Source organism: Alistipes dispar (assembly GCF_006542685.1).
In the GTDB taxonomy this organism is placed as follows: Bacteria; Bacteroidota; Bacteroidia; order Bacteroidales; family Rikenellaceae; genus Alistipes; species Alistipes dispar.
Window position 1 is genome coordinate 2,405,528 of the sequence record NZ_AP019736.1, and the last position, 20,537, is coordinate 2,426,064.

At 65.1% G+C, this 20,537-nt stretch carries 14 protein-coding genes; 11 read left to right on the forward strand and 3 right to left on the reverse strand.

Going from position 1 to position 20,537, the window contains the following annotated elements; translation table 11 throughout:
- Positions 1 to 6 precede the first annotated feature (6 nt).
- Both FME97_RS10145 and FME97_RS10150 read right to left on the reverse strand, forming a co-directional pair.
- On the reverse strand, positions 7 to 1,158 hold the full coding sequence (locus tag FME97_RS10145) for a 1-deoxy-D-xylulose-5-phosphate reductoisomerase (protein ID WP_141429525.1): 1,152 nt from the start codon (positions 1,156 to 1,158) through the stop codon (positions 7 to 9).
- 5 nt (positions 1,159 to 1,163) lie between these two features.
- Positions 1,164 to 2,033 (reverse strand): murein hydrolase activator EnvC family protein, encoded by an 870-nt coding sequence (locus tag FME97_RS10150; RefSeq protein WP_141429526.1) that lies wholly within the window; start codon positions 2,031 to 2,033, stop codon positions 1,164 to 1,166.
- Between the two features lie 169 nt (positions 2,034 to 2,202).
- Here FME97_RS10150 and FME97_RS10155 point away from each other — a divergent pair, with 169 nt between their 5' ends.
- The 5 genes from FME97_RS10155 (at position 2,203) to FME97_RS10175 (ending at position 7,123) form a co-directional block, all read left to right on the forward strand.
- The gene (locus FME97_RS10155; RefSeq protein ID WP_179954811.1) at positions 2,203 to 3,114 is read left to right on the forward strand and encodes a nucleotidyltransferase family protein; all 912 of its coding nucleotides are present in this window, start codon (positions 2,203 to 2,205) and stop codon (positions 3,112 to 3,114) included.
- Between the two features lie 156 nt (positions 3,115 to 3,270).
- The gene (locus FME97_RS10160; protein WP_141429527.1) at positions 3,271 to 4,557 is read left to right on the forward strand and encodes an alpha-amylase family glycosyl hydrolase; all 1,287 of its coding nucleotides are present in this window, start codon (positions 3,271 to 3,273) and stop codon (positions 4,555 to 4,557) included.
- A gap of 33 nt (positions 4,558 to 4,590) precedes the next feature.
- Positions 4,591 to 5,493: a TPM domain-containing protein gene (locus FME97_RS10165; RefSeq protein WP_141429528.1), complete on the forward strand. Its 903-nt coding sequence runs from the start codon at positions 4,591 to 4,593 to the stop codon at positions 5,491 to 5,493.
- 60 nt (positions 5,494 to 5,553) lie between these two features.
- On the forward strand, positions 5,554 to 6,129 hold the full coding sequence (locus tag FME97_RS10170) for a LemA family protein (protein WP_141429529.1): 576 nt from the start codon (positions 5,554 to 5,556) through the stop codon (positions 6,127 to 6,129).
- A 1-nt stretch (position 6,130) separates the two neighbouring features.
- Positions 6,131 to 7,123, forward strand: a complete 993-nt coding sequence (locus tag FME97_RS10175; protein ID WP_141429530.1) for an EamA family transporter — start codon at positions 6,131 to 6,133, stop codon at positions 7,121 to 7,123.
- A gap of 54 nt (positions 7,124 to 7,177) precedes the next feature.
- On the opposite strand, the gene FME97_RS10180 is transcribed toward FME97_RS10175, so the two are convergent.
- Complete coding sequence (locus FME97_RS10180) at positions 7,178 to 9,544, reverse strand: outer membrane beta-barrel protein (protein WP_141429531.1); 2,367 nt, start codon at positions 9,542 to 9,544, stop codon at positions 7,178 to 7,180.
- Between the two features lie 426 nt (positions 9,545 to 9,970).
- Here FME97_RS10180 and FME97_RS10185 point away from each other — a divergent pair, with 426 nt between their 5' ends.
- The 6 genes from FME97_RS10185 to FME97_RS10210 all read left to right on the forward strand — a co-directional run bounded on the left by FME97_RS10185 (position 9,971) and on the right by FME97_RS10210 (position 20,483).
- Positions 9,971 to 10,699: a lysophospholipid acyltransferase family protein gene (locus tag FME97_RS10185; protein WP_141429532.1), complete on the forward strand. Its 729-nt coding sequence runs from the start codon at positions 9,971 to 9,973 to the stop codon at positions 10,697 to 10,699.
- Between the two features lie 3 nt (positions 10,700 to 10,702).
- Entirely contained in the window at positions 10,703 to 12,577 is a 1,875-nt protein-coding gene (locus tag FME97_RS10190; protein WP_141429533.1) for a DNA topoisomerase IV subunit B, read from the forward strand.
- An 83-nt stretch (positions 12,578 to 12,660) separates the two neighbouring features.
- Positions 12,661 to 15,693 carry a DNA gyrase/topoisomerase IV subunit A gene (locus FME97_RS10195; protein ID WP_417281451.1) on the forward strand — a complete coding sequence of 1,011 codons (3,033 nt, stop codon included), beginning with the start codon at positions 12,661 to 12,663 and terminating at the stop codon, positions 15,691 to 15,693.
- 2 nt (positions 15,694 to 15,695) lie between these two features.
- Positions 15,696 to 16,229: a shikimate kinase gene (locus FME97_RS10200; protein WP_141429534.1), complete on the forward strand. Its 534-nt coding sequence runs from the start codon at positions 15,696 to 15,698 to the stop codon at positions 16,227 to 16,229.
- Positions 16,210 to 16,989, forward strand: a complete 780-nt coding sequence (murI, locus tag FME97_RS10205) for a glutamate racemase (protein WP_141429535.1) — start codon at positions 16,210 to 16,212, stop codon at positions 16,987 to 16,989. The genes FME97_RS10200 and murI overlap by 20 nt, the downstream gene beginning before the upstream one ends.
- Before the next feature lie 224 nt (positions 16,990 to 17,213).
- On the forward strand, positions 17,214 to 20,483 hold the full coding sequence (locus FME97_RS10210; RefSeq protein WP_141429536.1) for a DNA translocase FtsK: 3,270 nt from the start codon (positions 17,214 to 17,216) through the stop codon (positions 20,481 to 20,483).
- Positions 20,484 to 20,537: the final 54 nt, after the last annotated feature.

Below are 20,537 nucleotides of genomic sequence, written 5' to 3' on the forward strand. Positions count from 1 at the left end.
TATCGGTTACAGTTCGAGAAATTCGGCGGCCAGCGCGCGGGCTTCGGCATCGGCCGCGGCGTAGTCGTCGAGCGTGGGGGAGGCGACGAACGAGGCGTGTTCGAGCGCATGGCGGATCGCCCGCACGATGTCGAGCCAGGCGCACCGCCGCGCGAGGAAGGCTCCCACGGCCGTTTCGTTCGCGCCGTTCATCGTGCACGCCGCCGTGCCGCCGCGGCGCAGGCAGTCGTAGGCGATCTCCAGCGCCGGGTACTTCTCGCGGTCCACCGCCGCGAAGGTGAGCTGCGAGTGGGCCAGGAAGTCGAAGCGCTCGCCCGGCCGTGCGGCCCGGTCGGGGTACATGAGGGCGTAGCTGATGGGCATGCGCATGTCGGGCGTTCCGAGCTGCGCCTTGATCGCACCGTCCTCGAACTCGACCATCGAGTGAACGATCGACTGCGGGTGCAGCACCACGTCGATCCGCTCGGCGGGCGTGCCGAAGAGCCAGTGGGCCTCGATCACCTCGAAGCCCTTGTTCACGAGCGTCGAGGAGTCGATCGTGATCTTCGCGCCCATCCGCCATTGGGGATGGCGCAGCGCCTGTTCCACGGTGACGCCGGCCAGCTCCTCGCGTCTGAGGTCGCGGAACGCCCCGCCGCTGCACGTGACGATCAGCCGCCGCACCGGGGCGCGTTCGCCCGCGAGACACTGGAATATGGCCGAGTGCTCCGAGTCGATCGGGACGATCGGCGCGCGGTGTTTCCGTGCCAGCGGCATCACGCAGGCGCCGCCCACCACGAGCGACTCCTTGTTGGCCAGCGCCAGCTTCTTGCCCGCTCCGATGGCGGCCACCGTGGGCGCCAGTCCGGCGTATCCCACCAGCGCGTTCACCACGACCTCCGTGTCCCCCGCGGCGGCCAGCTGCGCCACGGCCTCCTCGCCGGCATACACCTTCGTGTCGGTGCCGGCGAGCGCGTCGCGCAGCGGCGCATAGTGCCGTTCGTCGGCTATCGCCACGGCGTCGGCGTCGAACTCCCGGGCCTGCTCGGCGAGCCGCTCCCAGCGGCTGCGGGCCGTCAGTACGCGGGCTTCGAACCGTTCGGGATTCTCCCGCACGATGTCGAGCGTCTGTTCGCCGATCGAGCCGGTCGAACCCAGAATGGCAAGTCGTTGTCTCATGGTCTTCAGAATACGATATAACTCTCCGGATCGACCGGTTTCCCGTCGCTCCACAATTCGAATTCGAACATGCGCACCTCGCCGTTCTCGGCTTCGGAGTTGTAACCCACCAGCTCGCCCGGGCGGAGCGTCTGCCCCGGAGCCGCGAGCGACTGCGAAAGGTTGCGATAGACCGACAGCAGGCCGCCGCGGTGCTGCATGATGACCGTGTAGCCCCGCTCGGGGGTCCAGAGGCTCTGCACCACCGTCCCGCCGTCCACGGCCGCGATGCGGTCGGAGGCCGCCGCGGCGATCTTCACCCCGAAACGGCCCTGCGAGATGTCGAAACGCTCGGTGATGATCCCCTCGACGGGTTTCGCCAGCTCGATCGCTTCGCGTATCCTGCGCCGCGAGTCGCTGCCCCGCCCCGCGAGCGAGTAGGGGCCGTCGCCCTCCATCTGGGCGCGCAGGAGCGAATCCTCGGCCGACGGCATCACGAGCACCTTGCTCGCGCGCGTGCTGTCGCTTCCCGGCAGGGTCCGCGCTACGGGGGTGTTGCCCTCCAGAATCATGGCGATATTCTCGTTGTAGGTCATCATGTCGTTCATCATGCGCTCCATCGAGTCCAGACGGATGATGTTCTGGATGAGGCTCTCGCGCGAACGGTCCGCCTCGGTCCGGTAGCCGGGCAGGAACTCCAGCACGGGCGAATAGGCCACCAGCGAGAGCGTGAGGATGAAGAGCACCAGCACGAAGGCCACCAGTCCGGCCAGCAGGCTGGCCGGGGAGACGTGCACGTGCCACTCCTCGCTGTTGTCCGTGGCGTTGAGCATGTTGAAGCGGCGTTTGCGGAACAGTCCGCGCCACCATGCCCGGACGGATTTTATCGTTTTCATCGTTCGGAAACCTTTGCGTTCAATCCCACAAATATAGTATAAGCCGTGCGGACTGCCAAATTTATTTCTTCCCGCCGCTCCTGCGGACGGAATCGTTTGCAGGTCCCGCTATTTTTCCTATCTTTGCATGATCCGACTTCGAATCAACGTCGAAACTAACGATAAAAGTATGGTAAAACCTGCACTTCTCGTACTCGCCGCGGGCATGGGTTCCCGCTACGGGTCGCTCAAACAGATGGACGGCGTGGGTCCCAACCGCGAGGCCATCATCGACTATTCGGTCTATGACGCCATCCGCGCCGGCTTCGGCAAGGTGGTCTTCGTCATCCGCCACTCCTTCGCCGACGAGTTCCGCGAGGTCTTCTCGGCCGACCGCTTCGGCGGCCGCATCGCCGTGGAGTATGTCTTTCAGGAGCTGGACAGCCTGCCCGAAGGGCTGACGGTCCCCGAAGGCCGCGTGAAGCCGTGGGGCACGAACCACGCCGTGATGATGGCCTCCGGGGTCATCCGCGAACCGTTCGCCGTCATCAACGCCGACGACTTCTACGGCGCCGAAGCCTACCGCACCATCGGCGACTACCTCTCGCAGTTGGGCGACAGCCGCAACCGCTACTGCATGGTGGCCTACGATCTCGACCGGACGCTTTCGGACAACGGAACCGTCTCGCGCGGCGTCTGCGGCGTCGATGCCGAGGGCAACCTCGTTTCGATGGTCGAGCGCACGCAGATCGAGCGGATGCCCGACGGCCGTATCGTCTTCCACGACGGCGGAGCCGACGAGCCGCTGGCGGAGAACACCCCCGTGTCGATGAACCTCTTCGGATTCACGCCCGACTATTTCGCCTATTCGCAGGAGTATTTCCCGGTGTGGTTCGAGGCCAACCGGTCCAATCCGAAGGCCGAGTTCTACATCCCTACGGTGGTGAACAGGCTCATCGGCGACGGTACGGCTTCGCTGCGCGTGCTGCGCTCCGCAGCCCAATGGCACGGCGTCACCTACAAGGAGGACAAGCCGGCGCTCATGGCCGCCATCGAGCGGATGATCGCCAAGGGCCGTTACCCGCGCGATCTGTGGAAGTGACTTCCCGCGCCGTCGTGCCGGAGGGATCCTGCCGCGGCGCGCGAAATTTCCGGACCGTCTCCTGCGCGGAGCGGTCCGGATTTTTTTCGGAAAAAATCGTATCTTTGGCCTCCGGAATCCGGACCCGAACCGGGATTCCCCCAAAACGCAATGCCGATGAATCAGCATCCCGAATGGAGCTACGGGGCCGTGCTCTATGAAATGAACGTGCGCCAGCTCACGCCCGAAGGCACGTTGCGCGCCGCTGCCGCGCGGCTGGAATTCCTGCGCGATCTGGGCGTCGATGCCGTGTGGCTCATGCCCATCTACCCGATCGGGGAGAAGAACCGCAAGGGCACGCTCGGCTCCTACTATTCGATCCGCGACTACTGCGCCGTCAATCCCGAGCTGGGCACGATGGACGATTTCGACGATTTCGTGGCCGAAGCGCACCGCCTCGGCATGAAGGTGCTCATGGACTGGGTGGCCAACCACACTTCGCGCGATGCGCGGTGGATCGCCGGGAAGCCCGCCTCGTGGTACGAGCGCGACGCCTCGGGCGAGCCCGCCGTGCCGTGGGACTGGACCGATACGGCCAAGCTCGACTATGCGAACCGCGACGTATGGGAGGCCCAGGCCGCGGCCATGGAGTTCTGGATCGCGCGGCACGCCGTGGACGGCTTCCGCTGCGATATGGCGATGCTCGTGCCGATCGGGTTCTGGCAGTACGCCGCCGCGCGCCTGCGCCGCGTGAAGCCCGACCTGTTCCTGCTGGCCGAGGCCGAACAGCGGAACCTCTTCGACGACGGCGTGTTCGACGCCTGCTACGGGTGGGAGATGCATCACCTGCTCAACGACGTGGCGCAGCAGCGCGTGCGGGTCACGGCGCTGCGCGACTGGCTCCGCGCCGACCGCGGCCGCTATCCCCGCTCGGCCATGCGGCTGGCCTTCACCTCGAACCACGACGAGAATTCGTGGAACGGTTCGGAGTTCGCCCGCATGGGGGCCGCGCGGGGCATCATGGCGGCGTTCACCTTCGTCGTTCCGGGCGGCCTGCCGCTGATCTATACCGGGCAGGAGGTGGGCTACGACCATTCGTTCGCCTTCTTCGACCGCGACCCGATTCCTGCGGAATCCTACCGGGCCAACGCCTACACGGAGTTCTACCGCCGCCTGACGGAGCTGCGCCATGCCAATCCGGCCCTCGCGGCGGGCGGGCGGGGCGGCGACATGGTCGAGATCAGCAACAACGCCGAGGACTGCCTGATGACCTTCGTGCGCGAGGTTCCCGGCAACCAGGTCGTCGCCGTGATGAACCTTTCGCCCTACGCGATCGAGACCGATTACTATACGGGCATCTACGCCGGCATGTACACCGACGCCCTGACGGGCCGCCCCAGCGAACTGCGGGGGCACGTCGTAGAGCCGATGGGACCGTGGAGCTACCGGATTCTGACCCGGTAGCGGTTCTGCGGATTTTTCGTATCTTTGCCCCCGATGAAACGATCGCTGCTTTTCTGCCTGCTCTTTCTGGCGGCCGCGGTTCCTGCCGCCGCCGGGACCTACCGCGTGGAGGAGATTCCCCATGTCCAGCGCGCCGACCGCCGCCGCTACGTCTCGAATCCCGACGGGATTCTCTCCCCGGAGGCCGTGGCGCGCATCGACGCCGTGTGCGCCTCGCTCCGCGAGCGGGGGCTGGCCCAGGTGGCCGTCGTCGCCGTGGACGACATTGCCGGCGGCGATACGTTCTCTTTCGCCGTCGAGCTGTTCGGCCGCTGGGGCGTGGGCGGCGCGGAGAGCGACAACGGGCTGGGCATCCTGCTGGTGAAGGACCTGCGCGAGATCCGCTTCGTCACGGGCGGCGGGGTCGAGGGCGTGCTGCCCGACGCTCTCTGCAAGCGCATCCAGCTCAGATACATGCTTCCTGCTTTCCGGGAGGGGAATTACGACGCGGGCATGGTCGCAGGCGTGGAGGCCGCGGCGCAACTGCTCGAAGGAGGCGATCCCGACCTGGGGGAGGAGGAAGGGCTTTCGCTCGGGGCGATTCTGCTGATCGTCGCCGGCTTCGTCTTTCTGCCGCTGGCCGCGGGACTGGCCGTCCACTACCTTTCGCGCCGTTGTCCCCGCTGCCGCAGGTTCGCGTTGCAGTGCGACTCGCAGCGGGTGCTCGGGACGACGCCCTCCTACCGCGAGGTGGAGTACACCTACGTCTGCCGTCATTGCGGCGCCGTGGTGACGCGGCGTTCCCGCCAGTCGCGCGGCAACGGCTTCGGCGGCGGTTCGGGCGGCGGCATGATTATCGGCGGAGGCGGCTTCGGCGGACTGGGCGGAGGCGGGAGCCTCGGCGGCGGTTTCGGCGGCGGATCGTTCGGGGGCGGCGGCGCCGGATCGAAGTGGTGACGGCCGTGCGGGGAGTTTTCGGAATCGGCAAATGTATAATAAGGTAAAAAGCAAGACAATATGAAAAAGTGGATTTGGATCGGCCTCGTCGCCGTCGTCGCGATTTTCTTTTACGCCACCTACAACGGCTTCGTCACGAAGGAGGAGGGGCTCAACAGCGCCTGGTCGAACGTGGAGACGCAGTACCAGCGCCGTTCCGACCTCATTCCCAATCTGGTCAATACGGTAAAGGGCTATGCCGCCCACGAGTCGGAGACGCTCGGCGCCGTGACCGATGCGCGAGCCCGCGCCGCCTCGATCAGCCTTTCGGCCGGCGAGCTGACACCCGCGAAGCTGGCCGAGTTCCAGGAGGCGCAGGCCGGGGTGCGTTCGGCTCTGGGGCGGCTTATCGCCGTGGCGGAGAGTTATCCCGACCTGAAGGCCAATCAGAATTTCCTGGAGCTGCAAGCCCAGATCGAAGGTACGGAGAACCGCATCGCCGTGGCGCGCAAGGAGTTCAACGATGCCGCGCGGCATTACAACGTCGCCGTGCGCCGCTTCCCGGCCAATCTGGTCGCCGGGCTGTTCGGCTTCGAGCAGAAGCCCTATTTCGAGTCGGCCGAAGGGACCGACGCGGCTCCCGAGGTGAAGTTCTGAGATGCCCGGCGAAAAGACCCGCGGCTACGTACTGGGCGCCGTGGCCGCCGCCAGTTACGGACTCAATCCGCTCTTCGCGCTGCCCCTCTACGGGGCGGGGCTGGGTCCGGATTCGGTCCTTTTCTACCGCTATCTGCTGGCTGTCGTCATGCTCGGTTCGCTGATGATCTTCCGGCGGCAGTCCTTCGCGCTCACACGGCGCGACATCCTGCCGCTGGCGGTCATGGGACTGCTTTTTTCCTTCTCGTCGCTGTGCCTGTTCGCCAGCTACAACTACATGGACGCGGGCATCGCCTCGACGATCCTGTTCCTCTACCCCGTGATGGTGGCCGTCATCATGTCGGCTTGCTTCGGCGAGCGGGTCACCGCCTCCACCGTGCTTTCGATTCTGCTGGCTCTGGGCGGCATCGCGCTGCTCTACAAGGGCGGCGACGGAGCCACGCTGAGCCTTGCGGGCGTTGCGCTGGTCTTCCTCTCGTCGCTCTGCTACGCCGTTTATATCGTGGGGGTCAATCGCTCTTCGCTGCGCGACCTTTCGACCGAGAAGCTGACTTTCTATTCGCTGCTCTTCGGCCTGAGCGTCTATCTGGTCCGTCTGCGGGGCGTCGCCGGTTTGCAGATGATCCCTTCGCCGCTGCTTTGGATCAATGCCGTCTCGCTGGCGCTGTTTCCCACGATCGTCTCGCTCGTCACGATGGCCGGCGCCATCCGCCGCATCGGCTCCACGCCCACGGCGATTCTCGGGGCGCTGGAACCCGTCACGGCGCTCTTTTTCGGTGTGCTGGTCTTCGGCGAACGGCTCACGCCGCGCATTCTCACGGGTGTAGCGCTGATTCTTGCCGCCGTGACACTCATCATCGCCGGCAAGTCGCTCCGCATCCCGACCGCCGCGACGCACCTCGCGCACTGGCTTTCGCGGCCCCGCCTGCCGCACTGGACCCTCGCCTGGCTGCGCCGTCTGCCGCTGCCGCGCCTGCGGCACGGGGCGAAATGAAAAAGCGGTCCGCTCTCCGGAGCCGGACCGCTTTCCGTTTCGGGCCGCGCGCCGTTACATGCGTCCTTTGTCCTCGGAGGCTCCCGCCTCCACGGATTTTTTTCGGAAGGCCTTGCCTGACTTGAAGTTGCAGGTGATTCCGATCTGATAGCTGCGGGCGCACCACGGCTGCCGCGTGATGACCCGGCGCACGAATCCGTCGCCCTGCGCCGTGATCTCCTGCCCCTCGTCGAGCAGGCTGCGCGCCGAGAACGAGAGCGTGAACCGCCTGCCGAAACGCTTCTTTACCTCTGCGTTGAGGAACTGCATCGGCTCGACTGTCGCATTGCCGAATGTCATGCGGCTTTGGTAGCGGTAGGAGAGGTCCACATAGAAGTTCGCCGGCAGTTCGATCGTCGCCGAGACATTGGCCAGCAGGATATGCTGGAAGGTCTCGGGGGCATGCTGTTCGACACGCTGGCCGCGCCGCATATAGTTGGCTCCCATGTTGATCTGTAACCATTCGGTCGGTTGTATGGGCAGGTTTGCCGCCGCATACCACGTCTTCGTGTCGTCGTAATTGACCCAGAGGATGCCGAGCATGTCCGGATTGTCCGCATCGGCCGCGGTGGTCTGGTTGATTTCGTCCCGCTGGAGGATGACGCCGCCCGTGAGCGTGTATTTGTGCGCCAGCACCAGCGTCAGGCTCACGTCCTGCTTGTAGGCGGGGTCGAGCAGCGGGTTTCCGGTCTGGTAGGTGTAGTCCGAAATCTGCATCCGCTGGGGTGTGAGCGTCCAGAACCGCGGCCGTTCGATCGTGCGGGCGTATTGGGCGACGAGCGAATAGGCGCCGTCCTCCGAGAGACGGCAGGAGAGGTTCGCGTTCGGGAAGAGCGAGAAGTAATCTTGCCCGACGTCGCCGCGTCCGTAGGTGTGGGTATATTCTCCGCGCAGGCCGGCCACCGCGCTCCAGCGGCCCAGTGAAGCCGTCACGACGCCGTACGCCGCTGCGATATGTTCCGTGTAGTTGATTTCGAAGCTCTGCGCCTCGTTGCGCGTCCATGCCTCTCCGCGGAGGTATTCGTAACGGGCGTCGTTGCGCATTTCGTTACGCGTGTATTTGATCCCGGTCCTGAGTCTCCAGCGCTTCGAGAAACGCTTGTCGAGTGCGAGCGTCAGCGCCGCCACGTCGTAGCTGCTGCGCGTGCGGTCGCGGTAGAGCGAATCGACGGCCGGAGCGGGCGCGGGCGGGGCGATACGGCTGCGGTTATCGTTGCGGAGCGACGTGTTGCGGTGTGCGTAGTCGCCCAGCACCTTGAAGGTCGAACCCAGCGTGTCGATCTTCCGGACGTAGTTGAACGTCCCCTCGTAGCCGTTTGCGGCGTTCCCGCCCGCATAGCGGCTCGCGGTGTTCGTCACGCTTCCGGACGTCATGTCCGTCGAGGTTCCGGTCGTCGTCTGCGTGTTGAGGTGCAGGTACGAGAATTCGGCTCCGAGGCTGTTCCTTCCGTCGAACTCGTAAACGGCCCCCAGTGTCGCGCCGCCGTTGTAGTCGTCGTCGTTCATCGACGATGCGGCGCTCAGCCGTTTCCGCCCTGCGGTGTAGGAGGTCTCCTCCTGGCTGTCCATTTCCGATGAGCCGAGCTGTCCCCAGGCCGAGACGTTGAGGTCGAGCCGTCCGCTGTGGATCGAGACGTTGCCCCCGGGGCCGTAGCGATGTATCAGTCCGCTCTGTTCCGTGCGCAGCGAGAGCGAGCCCTGCAAGCCGTCCTCGCGCCGTTTGCGGAGCGTGATGAGGACGATGCCGCCCGCCGCGTCGGCGTCGTGGTCCGCGCCGGCCGTGGGGACGATCTCGATCCGCTGGATTTCCTCGGCGCGCAGCGATCGGAGGTAGGCCATGAGCTGCGCGGGTTCCATGCGCAGCTCGCGGTCGTTCACGAACACCTTCGTGCCGCCCTTGCCGTTGATCGAGATTTTCTCGCCGTCCATCCATACGCCGGGAGCGCGTTCGAGCAGCTCCGCGCCGTCGCGCCCTGCCGCCGCCGGCGCATTGGCCACGTCCACCACGAAGCGGTCGGCCTCGCGCCGGACGATCCGGGCCTTCACCACGACCCCTTCGATCTGCGTGGCCGAGCTGCGCAGTACGAAGTCCCCCAGGTCGCTCTCCGCCGCCACATGCACCTGCCGCGTCAGCGGGTCGTAGCCCAGGTATTGAATCCGGAGCGTGTAGTCTCCCGCAGGGGCTTTCAGCGTGAAGCGCCCCTCGGCGTCGGTGGCTGTTCCCGTCACCTGCGCCGAATCCCGGAGCAGGACGACCGTGGCGTATTCCACGGCTCCGCCCCGTTCGTCCATCACGCGTCCTTTCGAGGGGCATAGACGTGCCGCGGAGAGCTCTCCGGCGACGAAAACCAGCATGACGATCAGGGTAATCAGTTTTTTCATAATATTATGTGTTTAATTGTAGTGTGTCTCGATCTCTATATTGCTCTGCAAATATATATAAAAATAATAATAGTTTGCAATACATAGTACTAAGAAAATATCGGAAAAAATATTCCTTCTTCCGGTCCGGACCGCATATTTCGCTGTGTCATGGGCGGTTGGTTTCTTCTTGTCCGCCCCGGCATTCCGGGAACCCTGCCGAATCCCTGCCGGACCTCCGCCCGGTGCGCGATGGGACGGATCCGCAGGTGCGTTCCCGGATTGCGGACGCCGACCGTTGCCGATTTATGAAACGGCAGGGCGGCGGAGTTAGGAATCCCGGAAAAAATCGCTATCTTTGCTGCTTGGATTGATTAATATGGTGTATCGGCTCCCGGCGCCTCCGAAAGCCGCGCCGTGCGGAGCGTTCCTTTCCGAACCGAGATTATGCTGAGTGCCCTCTATTACCTGTTTTTGGTGCTGTTGTGCACCTTTTTCATGTTGCTTTCGGCCGTCGCGCTGGTGGTCTGTTGGCCGTTCGACCGCGCGCGCCGTGTCGTGCATTTCCTCTCGCGCGTGCTGGTGCGGATTTTCTTCGCCGTGCCTCCCTTCTGGCGGCAGCGGGTCGAGGGGCTCGGGCGGATCGACCGCCGCCGGCCCTACGTCATCGTCGTGAACCACAATACGGTGATCGACATTCCGGCGCTTTACTACCTGCCGCTCAATTTCCGCTGGGTCTCCAAGCGCGAGGTCTATAAGGTCCCCTTCTTCGGGCAGTTCCTCTTCCTGCACGGCGACATCTGCATCGACCGCGGCCGTGCCGCGGAGGCGATGGAGCAGTTGCTCCGCGAGGGCCGCATGTGGATCGCCCGCGGAGCCTCCGTGGCCGTCTTCCCCGAGGGCACGCGTTCGAAGGACGGCGAGATTCACCGCTTCAAGGCCGGGGCCTTCACGCTGGCGAAGGAGACCGGTGCGGACATCCTTCCCGTGGTGCTCGACGGCACGAAGAGCCTGATCGGTCCGAAGGGCCTCTTCGACTGGCGCAACCGCATCACGATCCGCGTGCTGCCGCCCGTGCCGGCCGGCGAGGTGGCCTCGGCGGATACGCACGAGCTGATGCGGCGCGTGCACGACGACATGTGTGCCGCGCTGGCCGACATCCGCAACAACCGTTAGACTATGGCAGATTTACTCAATACGAATCCCAACGACACCTACGGCGACGACGCCATCGTGACCCTCTCGCCGCGGGAGCATATCCGGCTGCGTCCGGGCATGTATATCGGCAAGCTGGGCGACGGCTCGCAGGCCGACGACGGCATCTACGTGCTCATCAAGGAGGTGGTCGATAACTCGGTGGACGAATTTATCATGGGAGCCGGCCACCGGGTCGAGATCACCGTCGAGCAGAACGTCGTGACGGTGCGCGATTACGGCCGCGGCATTCCTCTCAAGTCGCTCGCGGCGGCCGTCTCGGAGATGAACACCGGCGGCAAGTACGGCGGCTCGGCCTTCAAGAAGACCGTGGGCCTGAACGGCGTGGGCGTCAAGGCCGTCAATATGCTCTCGAGCGAGTTTACGGCCCGCTCGGTCCGCGACGGCGAGGCCCGCACGGTGACCTTCGCCAAGGGACTGGAGCAGAGCGACCGCTGGGAGTCGGGCGTCGCGGAGAAGAACGGCACGCTGATTTCGTTCCGTGTGGACGAGGAGGTTTTCGGGCAGTACGCCTACAACCTCGAATACGTCGAGCAGATGGTGAAGAACTACACCTACCTGAACCTCGGGCTGACGTTCTGTCTCAACGGGCGGAACTATGTCTCGAAGAACGGCCTGCTGGACCTGCTGGGCGAGAATCTGACCGAGGAGCCGCTCTATGCGCCGATCCACCTCTCGGGCGACGACATCGAGGTGGCGATCACCCACGGCACGGGCTACGGCGAGAGTTATTTCTCGTTCGTGAACGGGCAGTACACCTCGCAGGGCGGCACGCACCAGGCGGCCTTCCGCGAGGCCATCGCCAAGACCGTCAAGGAGTTCTTCCACAAGGACTACGACCCGTCGGACATCCGCACGTCGGTCATCGCCGCCATTTCGGTCAAGGTCACCGACCCGGTCTTCGAGTCGCAGACCAAGATCAAGCTCGGCTCGAAGGAGATCGAACCGGGCGTCTCGATGCGCAACTTCGTCATGGACTTCCTCGGCAAGCACCTCGACGACTACCTGCACAAGCATCCCGAAACGGCCCAGACGTTGCAGAAGAAGATCGTCGAGAACGAGAAGGAGCGCAAGGCCATCTCGGGCATTCAGAAGAAGGCCCGCGAGACGGCCAAGAAGGTGTCGCTCAACAACCGCAAGCTGCGCGACTGCAAGATTCACTTCACCGACCGCAGCGAGCTGGCCGAACAGTCGATGATCTTCATCACGGAGGGCGACTCGGCCTCGGGGTCGATCACCGCCTCGCGCGACGTGCGCACGCAGGCCGTCTTCTCGCTGCGCGGCAAGCCGCTCAACTGCTACGGGCTCACGAAGAAGGTGGTTTACGAGAACGAGGAGTTCAACCTCCTGCAGGCGGCGCTCAACATCGAGGAGGATATGGAGAACCTGCGTTACAACAAGGTCATCATCGCCACCGACGCCGACGTGGACGGCATGCACATCCGTCTGTTGCTTACCTCGTTTTTCCTGCAGTTCTTCCCCGACGTGATCCGCACGGGCCACCTCTACATCCTCCAGACGCCGCTGTTCCGCGTCCGCAACCGGAAGAAGACCTTCTACTGCTACTCCGACGAGGAACGTCAGCGGGCCATCGCCGAGTGCGGCGCCGGCGTGGAGATCACCCGTTTCAAAGGTCTGGGCGAGATCTCCTCCGTGGAGTTCAAGGAGTTCATCGGCGAGAACATGCGCCTCGACCGGGTGCGTCTGACGAAGGATGACCCGATCCACGACCTGCTGGAGTTCTACATGGGCAAGAACACCTTCGAGCGGCAGGGCTTCATCATCGACAACCTGCGCATCGAGGAGGACCTCGTCGAGCAGGATCTGAAAATCAGCTGACGACTATGGCAGAAAACGACAAAGATACACGCAGCCCGCTCTCCGGCGATGCGCCCGACATGCCCGGCACGCCCGGCGCCGACATGCCCGCCGGAACATTCGCCGCTTCCGGAACACCCGCCGCTCCGGGGAAGGGTTCGGAGCTTTCCGGCGATTCCGCCGCACCGGCATCTTCCGGAGCTTCCGGCAGCGCCGCCGCCCCGGCGGAGACCGGAGAGGAGAATGCGGCGGCTCCGACCCGTCCGGGCCGGTTCGGCCGCCTGACGCAGGACGAAGGGGTGCGCAAACTGACGGGCATGTACCGCAACTGGTTCCTCGACTATGCCTCCTACGTGATTCTGGAGCGTGCCGTGCCGCACGTCGAGGACGGTCTGAAACCCGTGCAGCGGCGTATCCTCCACGCCATGAAGACCGTGGACGACGGCCGCTACAACAAGGTGGCGGGCATCGTCGGCGAAACGATGAAATACCACCCGCACGGCGACGCTTCGATCAAGGACGCGCTGGTGCAGCTCGGGCAGAAGGACCTGCTGATCGACTGCCAGGGCAACTGGGGCAATATCCTGACGGGCGACGAGGCCGCCGCAGGCCGGTACATCGAGGCGCGCCTGTCGAAATTCGCGCTCGACGTGGTTTTCAACCGGAAGACTACCGAGTGGATGCGCTCCTACGACGGCCGCAACGACGAGCCGGTGACCCTTCCGATCAAATTCCCGCTGCTGCTGGCCCAGGGATCGGACGGCATCGCCGTGGGACTGGCGTCGAAGATTTTGCCCCACAACTTCGTGGAGCTCATCAACGCCGCCATCGCCCACCTCGAAGGGCGCGATTTCCAGCTCTATCCCGACTTCCCGACGGGCGGCATGGCCGACGTGAGCCGTTACAACGACGGTCTGCGCGGCGGCGCGGTGAAGGTGCGCGCGAAGATTTCGAAGATCGACAAGCGCACGCTGGCCATCACCGAAATTCCCTATACCACCACCACCGAGTCGATCAAGGAGTCGATCATCAAGGCCAACGACAAGGGCAAGATCAAGATTCGCAAGGTGGACGACAACACGGCCGACAAGGTCGAGATCGTGATCCAGGTCGCCCCCGACGAGTCGTCGGACAAGACCATCGACGCCCTCTACGCCTTCACCGACTGCGAGGTGTCGATCGCTCCGAACGCCTGCGTCATCTGGGACGAGAAGCCGCATTTCCTGGGCGTGAAGGAGATTCTGCGCCGTTCGGCCGAACATACGAAATACCTGCTGGGCCGCGAGCTGGAGATCCGCCTCGGCGAGTTGCAGGAGGCGTGGCACGCCGCGTCGCTCGAGCGCATCTTCATCGAGCACAGGCTCTATCAGCTCATCGAGGGCTGCAAGACGCGCGAAGAGGCCTATGCGGCTGTCGATAAGGGGCTGGAGCCCTTCAAGAAACAGTTGCGGCGCGAAGTGACGACGGAGGACGTGCAGAAGCTCACCGAGCTGAAGTTCATCCGTATTTCGCGCTACGACACGGAGAAGGCCGACAACGAAATCCGCCAGATCGAGGAGGATATCCGCTCGACGCAGTACCATCTGGCGCACCTGACGGAGTACGCCGTCGCCTGGTACGAGCGCATCCGCGACAAGTACGGCAAGGGGCGCGAACGCCGCACCGAACTGCGCGAGTTCGACTCGATCGAGGCGACGAAGGTGGCCGTCACCAACGCCCGGCTCTACGTGGACCGCGCCGAGGGTTTCTTCGGCATCGGCAAGTCGATGAAGGACGCCGAACCGGTCTGCGACTGCTCGGACATCGACGACGTGATCGTCTTCACGAAGGAGGGGCGCTATGTCATTACGAAGGTTTCGGACAAAGCCTTTTTCCAGAAGGGCATCTACTACATCGGTGTCTTCAAGCGCAACGACGAGCGTACGATCTACAATGTCCTCTACCGCGACGGCAAGAACGGTCCGCTGATGATGAAGCGGTGCGCCATCAAGGGCGTCACGCGCGACAAGGAGTACGACATCACGAAAGGCACGCCCAAGAGCGAGATTCTCTATATGTCTGTCAATCCGAACGGTGAGGCCGAAGTGCTGAAGGTTTACTTCAAGCCGCGTCCGCGCCTGAAGAAGGTGATCGTGGACCTCGACTTCTCGACGCTCGCCATCAAGGGCCGTCAGAGCCAGGGCAACCTCTTTTCGCGGTACGGCATCCACAAGATCGTGCTCAAGGAGCGCGGCGCCTCGACGCTCGGCGGGCTGAACGTCTGGTTCGACGAGGACGTGCGGCGTCTCAATTCGGACGGCCGCGGCAAGTGGCTCGGCGAGTTCAAGGGGGACGACAAGCTGATCGTGTGGACCTCTAAGAATCAATACTATATTACGGGGTATGACCTCGGGCAGCACTTCCCCGACGAGACGGTGCGCGTGGACCGCTACGATCCCGACCGGATTTACAGCCTCTGCTACTACGACCGGGGACAGCGGTACTACTACATGAAGCGTTTCACGGCCGAGACGAGCGACCGCCTGCAAGCGTTCCTCGACGAGGACGCCGATTTCGTCTGCGTCACCGATTGCCGTGGCGCGCAGCTCGAGATTGCCTACAAGGGGGCGCATGCCACGCGTCCGGCCGATCTGGTGGATGTGGACGAGTTCGTGGGCGTGAAGAGCCACCGGGCCAAGGGCAAGCGCTTGACGACTTACGACGTGGCCGCGCTTCGCTTCGTCGAACCCGAACTGCCGCCCGAGCCGGACGGGGAGGAAGTCCCCTCGGACGGGGATCCGGACGGAGCCTTCGGCGGGGGAAATCCGGCGGCCGCCGCTGACGGCGGTGCGGTCGGGAGCGAGGATGCCGGCAATGCCGGGAACGCCTCCGGAAACGGCGGACATGCCGGGTGTGACGGACATGCGGGAAACGGCGCGGTTCCCGGGAATCCGGAAGGCCCTGCCGGGAATGTCCCCGGAGCGGCCGGCCGGGATGCCGTAAGCCGGACCGGGAAACCCGCCGCCGCGAAGCCGGTGGCGGCGACGCACGGACTGCCTCAGTCGGGTACGGTCGCAGGGGGCGTGGAGTTCGAGATCGAACGGGCGAAAGGCGATGCGGACGAGGTGATTGACCCCGAGCAGTTAAACCTTTTCTGAAGATGGAACCGTTGTTTCTGGTGGGATACATGGGTTGCGGCAAGAGTACGCTCGGCCGCAAGCTGGCCCGGCGGCTCGGCGTTCCCTTCGCCGATACGGATGCGCTCGTCGAGCGGCGCGAAGGCGCCTCCGTGGCCGACGTCTTCCGTTACGAGGGCGAGGCGTGTTTCCGCCGGATCGAGCGCGAGGTGCTGGAGGAGACGGTCGGGGCGGGCGAAGCCGCCGTCGTCTCCACGGGCGGCGGCCTGCCCGTCTGGGGCGACAACATGGCGTATATGAACCGCGCGGGGCGGACGGTCTATCTGCGCCGGACGGCGGAGCAAATCGCCCGGCGGCTCAGCCCCTACGGACGGCAGAAGCGGCCCCGCCTGCGGGGACTCGGCGACGGGGAACTGGTGGACTTCATGACGCGCGACATGGCCTCCCGCGAACCTTTCTATGCGCAGGCTGCGCTGACCGTCGAGTGCGGCGCCTGCACGGACGACGAAATCGTGGAACGGATTCTGACTTTCCTGCGTGAATGCGAAGTACGATAACGCCCCCGTCGGGGTGTACGATTCCGGGCTGGGCGGGCTGACCGTCTGGCGCGAGATCCGCCGTGCGCTGCCCGCCGAGTCGCTCGTCTATCTGGGCGACGGCGCGAACTGTCCCTACGGGTCGCGGCCGCGCGAGGAGGTGCGGCGGCTGGCCGATGCGGCCGTCGGACGGCTCGCGGAGGCGGGGTGCAAGCTGGTCGTCGTGGCCTGCAACACGGCTACGGCCGCCGCGATCGACAGCCTGCGCTCCGGATATGCCCCGCTGCCGATCGTGGGGATGGAGCCGGCCGTGAAACCCGCCTGTCTGGCCACCCGCAGCGGGGTGGTGGGGGTGCTGGCCACCGAGCGGAGCCTCGACGGCGAGCTGTTCCGCCGCACCGCCGCGAAATACGGCGGCGGCATCGAGGTGCTGACCGTTCCGGGACGGGGCTTCGTGGAGCTGGTGGAGGCCGACCGGGAGGATACGCCCGAGGCCGAAGCCTGCGTGCGTGCCGTCGTGGAGCCGATGCTGGAGCGGGGCGCCGATCAGATCGTGCTCGGCTGCACGCACTATCCCTTTCTGCGGCCCGTGCTCGACCGCATCGTGGCGGGACGCGACGTGCGGATCGTCGATCCGTCGCCCGCCGTCGCGCGTCGGGTGGCGGAGCTGCTCGACCGCGGCGGACTGCGCGCCGCGCCGGACCACCTTCCCCGCTACGAATTCATCACCTTCGCCGACGAAGCCTATCGTCTGCGGCTCGTGCGGAAAGCCCTCGGCTGACCGGGGGAGGGAGCCGGGCCGGGTCGCATGGCCGGGATACGGATGAATGTCCGGGTTCCTTGGATGTCTTGTCCCCGTATATGATGCGAAATGAGATATGACCGGACCTACTGCGTTGTCGTCTATTGCGTTGCGTGTTCGGGTCGGTGCGATTTTTTCCGCTGCGTTTTTAATTCCGCAAATTATTCCGTATCTTCGCTTGATATTATCAAGCGTTAGACGACATGGCATCCAAAAACAGCACGAATAATACGTCGCCGGCCTCCGGCCGGAGGCCGACTGCCGAACGGACCAACGGCGACAGCATCCGCTGGATCGGGGGTTTGCTGCTCCTCTTCGCGGGACTGTTCGCCGTCGCGTCGGTCCTCTTCTCGTTCGTTAGCTGGGATGTGGACCAGAGCATCTTGCAGAAGCCGGCCGAGGAGCGCGAGCTGCTCGGCAACGAGGTGGAGAACCTCTGCGGCGAGACGGGGGCTCGGCTGGGGCGTCTGCTGGTGGACGATTCGTTCGGGGTGTTCGGCATACTGATTCCCGTGATGGTGGTGCTCGTGGGGCTGCGGATCATCCGTCAGCGTCCGCTGCTGGTGAACCATTCGCTCCTCTCGCTGTTCCTCATCCTGATTCTCGGGTCGCTGACCCTGGGATTCGCCTTCGGTGACAACTGGAGCATCTGCTGCTCGACGGGCTGGGGCGGGGCGTTCGGCATCGAGGTCGCGGCGGTGCTGCATGCCCGTATCGGGGTCTTCGGAACGTTGATCCTGCTGCTCGGCGGCTGGATTCTGACCGGCGTGTTCATCAACCGCAACTTCATCAACAAAGTCAATCGGGCGGGCAACGCGATGGTGGACCGGAGCGGGCGCATCGTGGAGACCGTGCGCCGCAGGGTGGCGGGACGCATGCCGCTCGACGAGCCGCTCGGAGGCGAGGAGTTCCGCGGGACGGAACCAGCGGCCGCGGAGCCTTCGGAACCGTCCGGAGCGCATTCGCCGGGGGCGGAAAAGGCGGTGCGGGAGCGCGGTGCGTCCGCTCTCCGGGAGAATGTGTCGCCGGATGCCGGCGAAGAGGAGATCGCCGAAGCGGAGCGGCGGGCGTGGAGTGCGGCCGGAGCGGCGCGCACGACGCCGCAGTCCCATAGCGGCGGAACGGCGGCGGAGCATCGTCCGTCGGAGCCGTTCGCCGTGGAGCGTGCCGCGGCGGAACCGGAGGCGGTCCGGCGGACTGCCGGGCCGGAAGGGGCCTCCGAAGTGCGGATTTCGCGTCCTGCCGGGGAGGAGGAGAGTCCGTTCGTCGAGCTGACGCCCGACGGCGAGCCGCTCGTGCCGGAAAAGGCGGCTCCGGCCGTTCCTCCTGCTGCGGAGGAGGAGTTTACCGAGGTGGACCTGTCGCGTCCCGACGGGCGCTTGGTGATGGGCCGCGGAGGGCTCGTGGAGCTGGAGCGCCCGGCCGTGCGGCGGGAGACCGTGTCGGACGGACCTTTCACCGAGATCACCGTAGGCGGCGGAGAGGCTCCTGCGGAGGATCTGCGCACCCTTGCGGAGCGGATCGTGGCCGAACGCGCCGGAGCGCGGCGCGACGCCGCGCGGCCCGTGTTCGAGGAGCTGTCCGTGGCGGGGACCGGAGATGCCGGCATGTCCGCCGGAGGGGAGGAACCGCACCGTGCGGGGGCCCCCGGAGCCGGAGGCCCGGACATTGCGGAGCCGGAAGCCGGGGGATACGCGGCGGAGGAAGGATACGCGGCGGCCCGTCCGGAAGGCGGCGCGGGAAGCGCGGACGGGACCGTCCCGTCCGGTGCGGCGCCGGAGGGCGGAATGCCGGGGACGAGGCCGGAAACGGCGGCGGCCGGAAGTGTTGTGCCGGGAGTTCCGGCATCGGGCCAAACGGCTCCGGGCGGTGCGCAGCGGACGGAAGGGGTCGTGGTGACGGTCGAGGCCCGCGAGGCGCGGCTGGTCGATGAACGGCGGATTCCGACGGAGGCCTACGATCCGCTGAAGGACCTGGTGAACTACCGCAGGCCGCCCGTGACGCTGCTCGAGGACTACGTTTCCGATTCGGAGGTTTCGGACGAGGAGATTTTCGAGAACAAGACCCGGATCGAGGAGACGCTCCGGAATTTCGGCATCCCGATCCAGCGTATCAAGGCCACGGTCGGCCCGACGGTGACGCTGTACGAGATCGTGCAGAAACAGGGGGTCAAGATCGCCAAGATACAGGGCCTCCAGAACGACATAGCCCAGAGCCTCAAGGCCGAATCGGGCATCCGCATCATCGCGCCGATTCCGGGCCGCGGAACGATCGGCATCGAGGTCCCGAACCGCAGCAAGCAGGTCGTGTCGATGTACTCGGCCGTCCGGTCGCTGCGCTTTCAGGAGTCGAAGGCCGAGCTGCCGGTGGTGATCGGCCGCACGATCCAGAACGAGAACTTCGTCTTCGACCTGGCGAAGATGCCCCACCTGCTCGTGGCCGGAGCCACGGGACAGGGCAAGTCCGTCGGACTGAACGCCATCATCACGTCGCTGCTCTACCGCAAGCATCCCGCGCAGCTCAAGTTCGTGATGATCGACCCCAAGATGGTCGAATTCTCGCTCTACGCCAAGGTCGAGCGGCACTTCCTGGCCAAGATGGAATCCGAGGAGGAGGCGATCATCACCGATCCCAAGAAGGCGGTCTATACGCTCAACTCGCTCTGCACGGAGATGGACAACCGGCTGGAGCTGTGCAAGAAGGCCGGAGCGCGCAATATCGCCGAGTACAACGAGAAGTTCACCGCGCGGCGGCTCAACCCGATGAACGGCCACCGCTACATGCCCTACATCGTCGTGGTGATCGACGAGTTCGCCGATCTGATCATGACGGCCAAGGAGGTCGAGACGCCCGTGACGCGGCTGGCGCAGAAGGCCCGCGCGATCGGCATTCACCTCATCATCGCCACGCAGCGTCCCTCGGTCGATGTCATCACCGGCAAGATCAAGGCCAACTTCCCGGCCCGCATCGCGTTCCGCGTGATGCAGATGATCGACTCGCGCACGATTCTGGACCGTCCGGGTGCCGACCAGTTGATCGGCCGCGGCGACATGCTCATCTCGAAGGACGGCGAGCTGACCCGTATCCAGTGCGCGCTGGTCGAGACCAAGGAGGTGGAGCGCATCGTGGACTACATTTCGAAGCAGCAGGGCTATACGTCGGCCTACACGCTGCCCGATTACACGCCCGAGAGCGGCGAAGGGGGCGGTCTGGGCAGCGAGGAGTCCTCGGCGCCGGTGAAGTACGACTCGCTTTTCGCCGAGATCGCCCGCGACGCCGTGTCGGGCGGACAGATTTCGACCTCGATGATCCAGCGCAACTACGAGGTGGGTTTCAACCGCGCGGGACGCATCATGATGCAGCTCGAGCGGGCGGGCATCGTGGGCCGTCAGCAGGGCGCCAAGCCGCGCGACATCCTCTATCACGACCTGCCGTCGCTCGAGGCCAGACTGCAGGAGCTCGGGCTGTTCTGACGGGGCGGGATACCTCGGCGGGCCGGCAGGTCGGCGCGGCGCGGAAATAAGGGA

Coding starts and splice junctions, on each gene's coding strand:
- FME97_RS10190 (WP_141429533.1), top strand. CDS start 10,703: ATGGCAGATTTACTCAATACGAATCCCAACGACACCTACGGCGACGAC.
- FME97_RS10155 (WP_179954811.1), top strand. CDS start 2,203: ATGGTAAAACCTGCACTTCTCGTACTCGCCGCGGGCATGGGTTCCCGC.
- FME97_RS10210 (WP_141429536.1), top strand. CDS start 17,214: ATGGCATCCAAAAACAGCACGAATAATACGTCGCCGGCCTCCGGCCGG.
- FME97_RS10195 (WP_417281451.1), top strand. CDS start 12,661: ATGCCCGCCGGAACATTCGCCGCTTCCGGAACACCCGCCGCTCCGGGG.
- FME97_RS10170 (WP_141429529.1), top strand. CDS start 5,554: ATGAAAAAGTGGATTTGGATCGGCCTCGTCGCCGTCGTCGCGATTTTC.
- FME97_RS10200 (WP_141429534.1), top strand. CDS start 15,696: ATGGAACCGTTGTTTCTGGTGGGATACATGGGTTGCGGCAAGAGTACG.
- FME97_RS10160 (WP_141429527.1), top strand. CDS start 3,271: ATGAATCAGCATCCCGAATGGAGCTACGGGGCCGTGCTCTATGAAATG.
- FME97_RS10165 (WP_141429528.1), top strand. CDS start 4,591: ATGAAACGATCGCTGCTTTTCTGCCTGCTCTTTCTGGCGGCCGCGGTT.
- FME97_RS10175 (WP_141429530.1), top strand. CDS start 6,131: ATGCCCGGCGAAAAGACCCGCGGCTACGTACTGGGCGCCGTGGCCGCC.
- FME97_RS10150 (WP_141429526.1), bottom strand. CDS start 2,033: ATGAAAACGATAAAATCCGTCCGGGCATGGTGGCGCGGACTGTTCCGC.
- FME97_RS10180 (WP_141429531.1), bottom strand. CDS start 9,544: ATGAAAAAACTGATTACCCTGATCGTCATGCTGGTTTTCGTCGCCGGA.
- FME97_RS10185 (WP_141429532.1), top strand. CDS start 9,971: ATGCTGAGTGCCCTCTATTACCTGTTTTTGGTGCTGTTGTGCACCTTT.
- FME97_RS10145 (WP_141429525.1), bottom strand. CDS start 1,158: ATGAGACAACGACTTGCCATTCTGGGTTCGACCGGCTCGATCGGCGAA.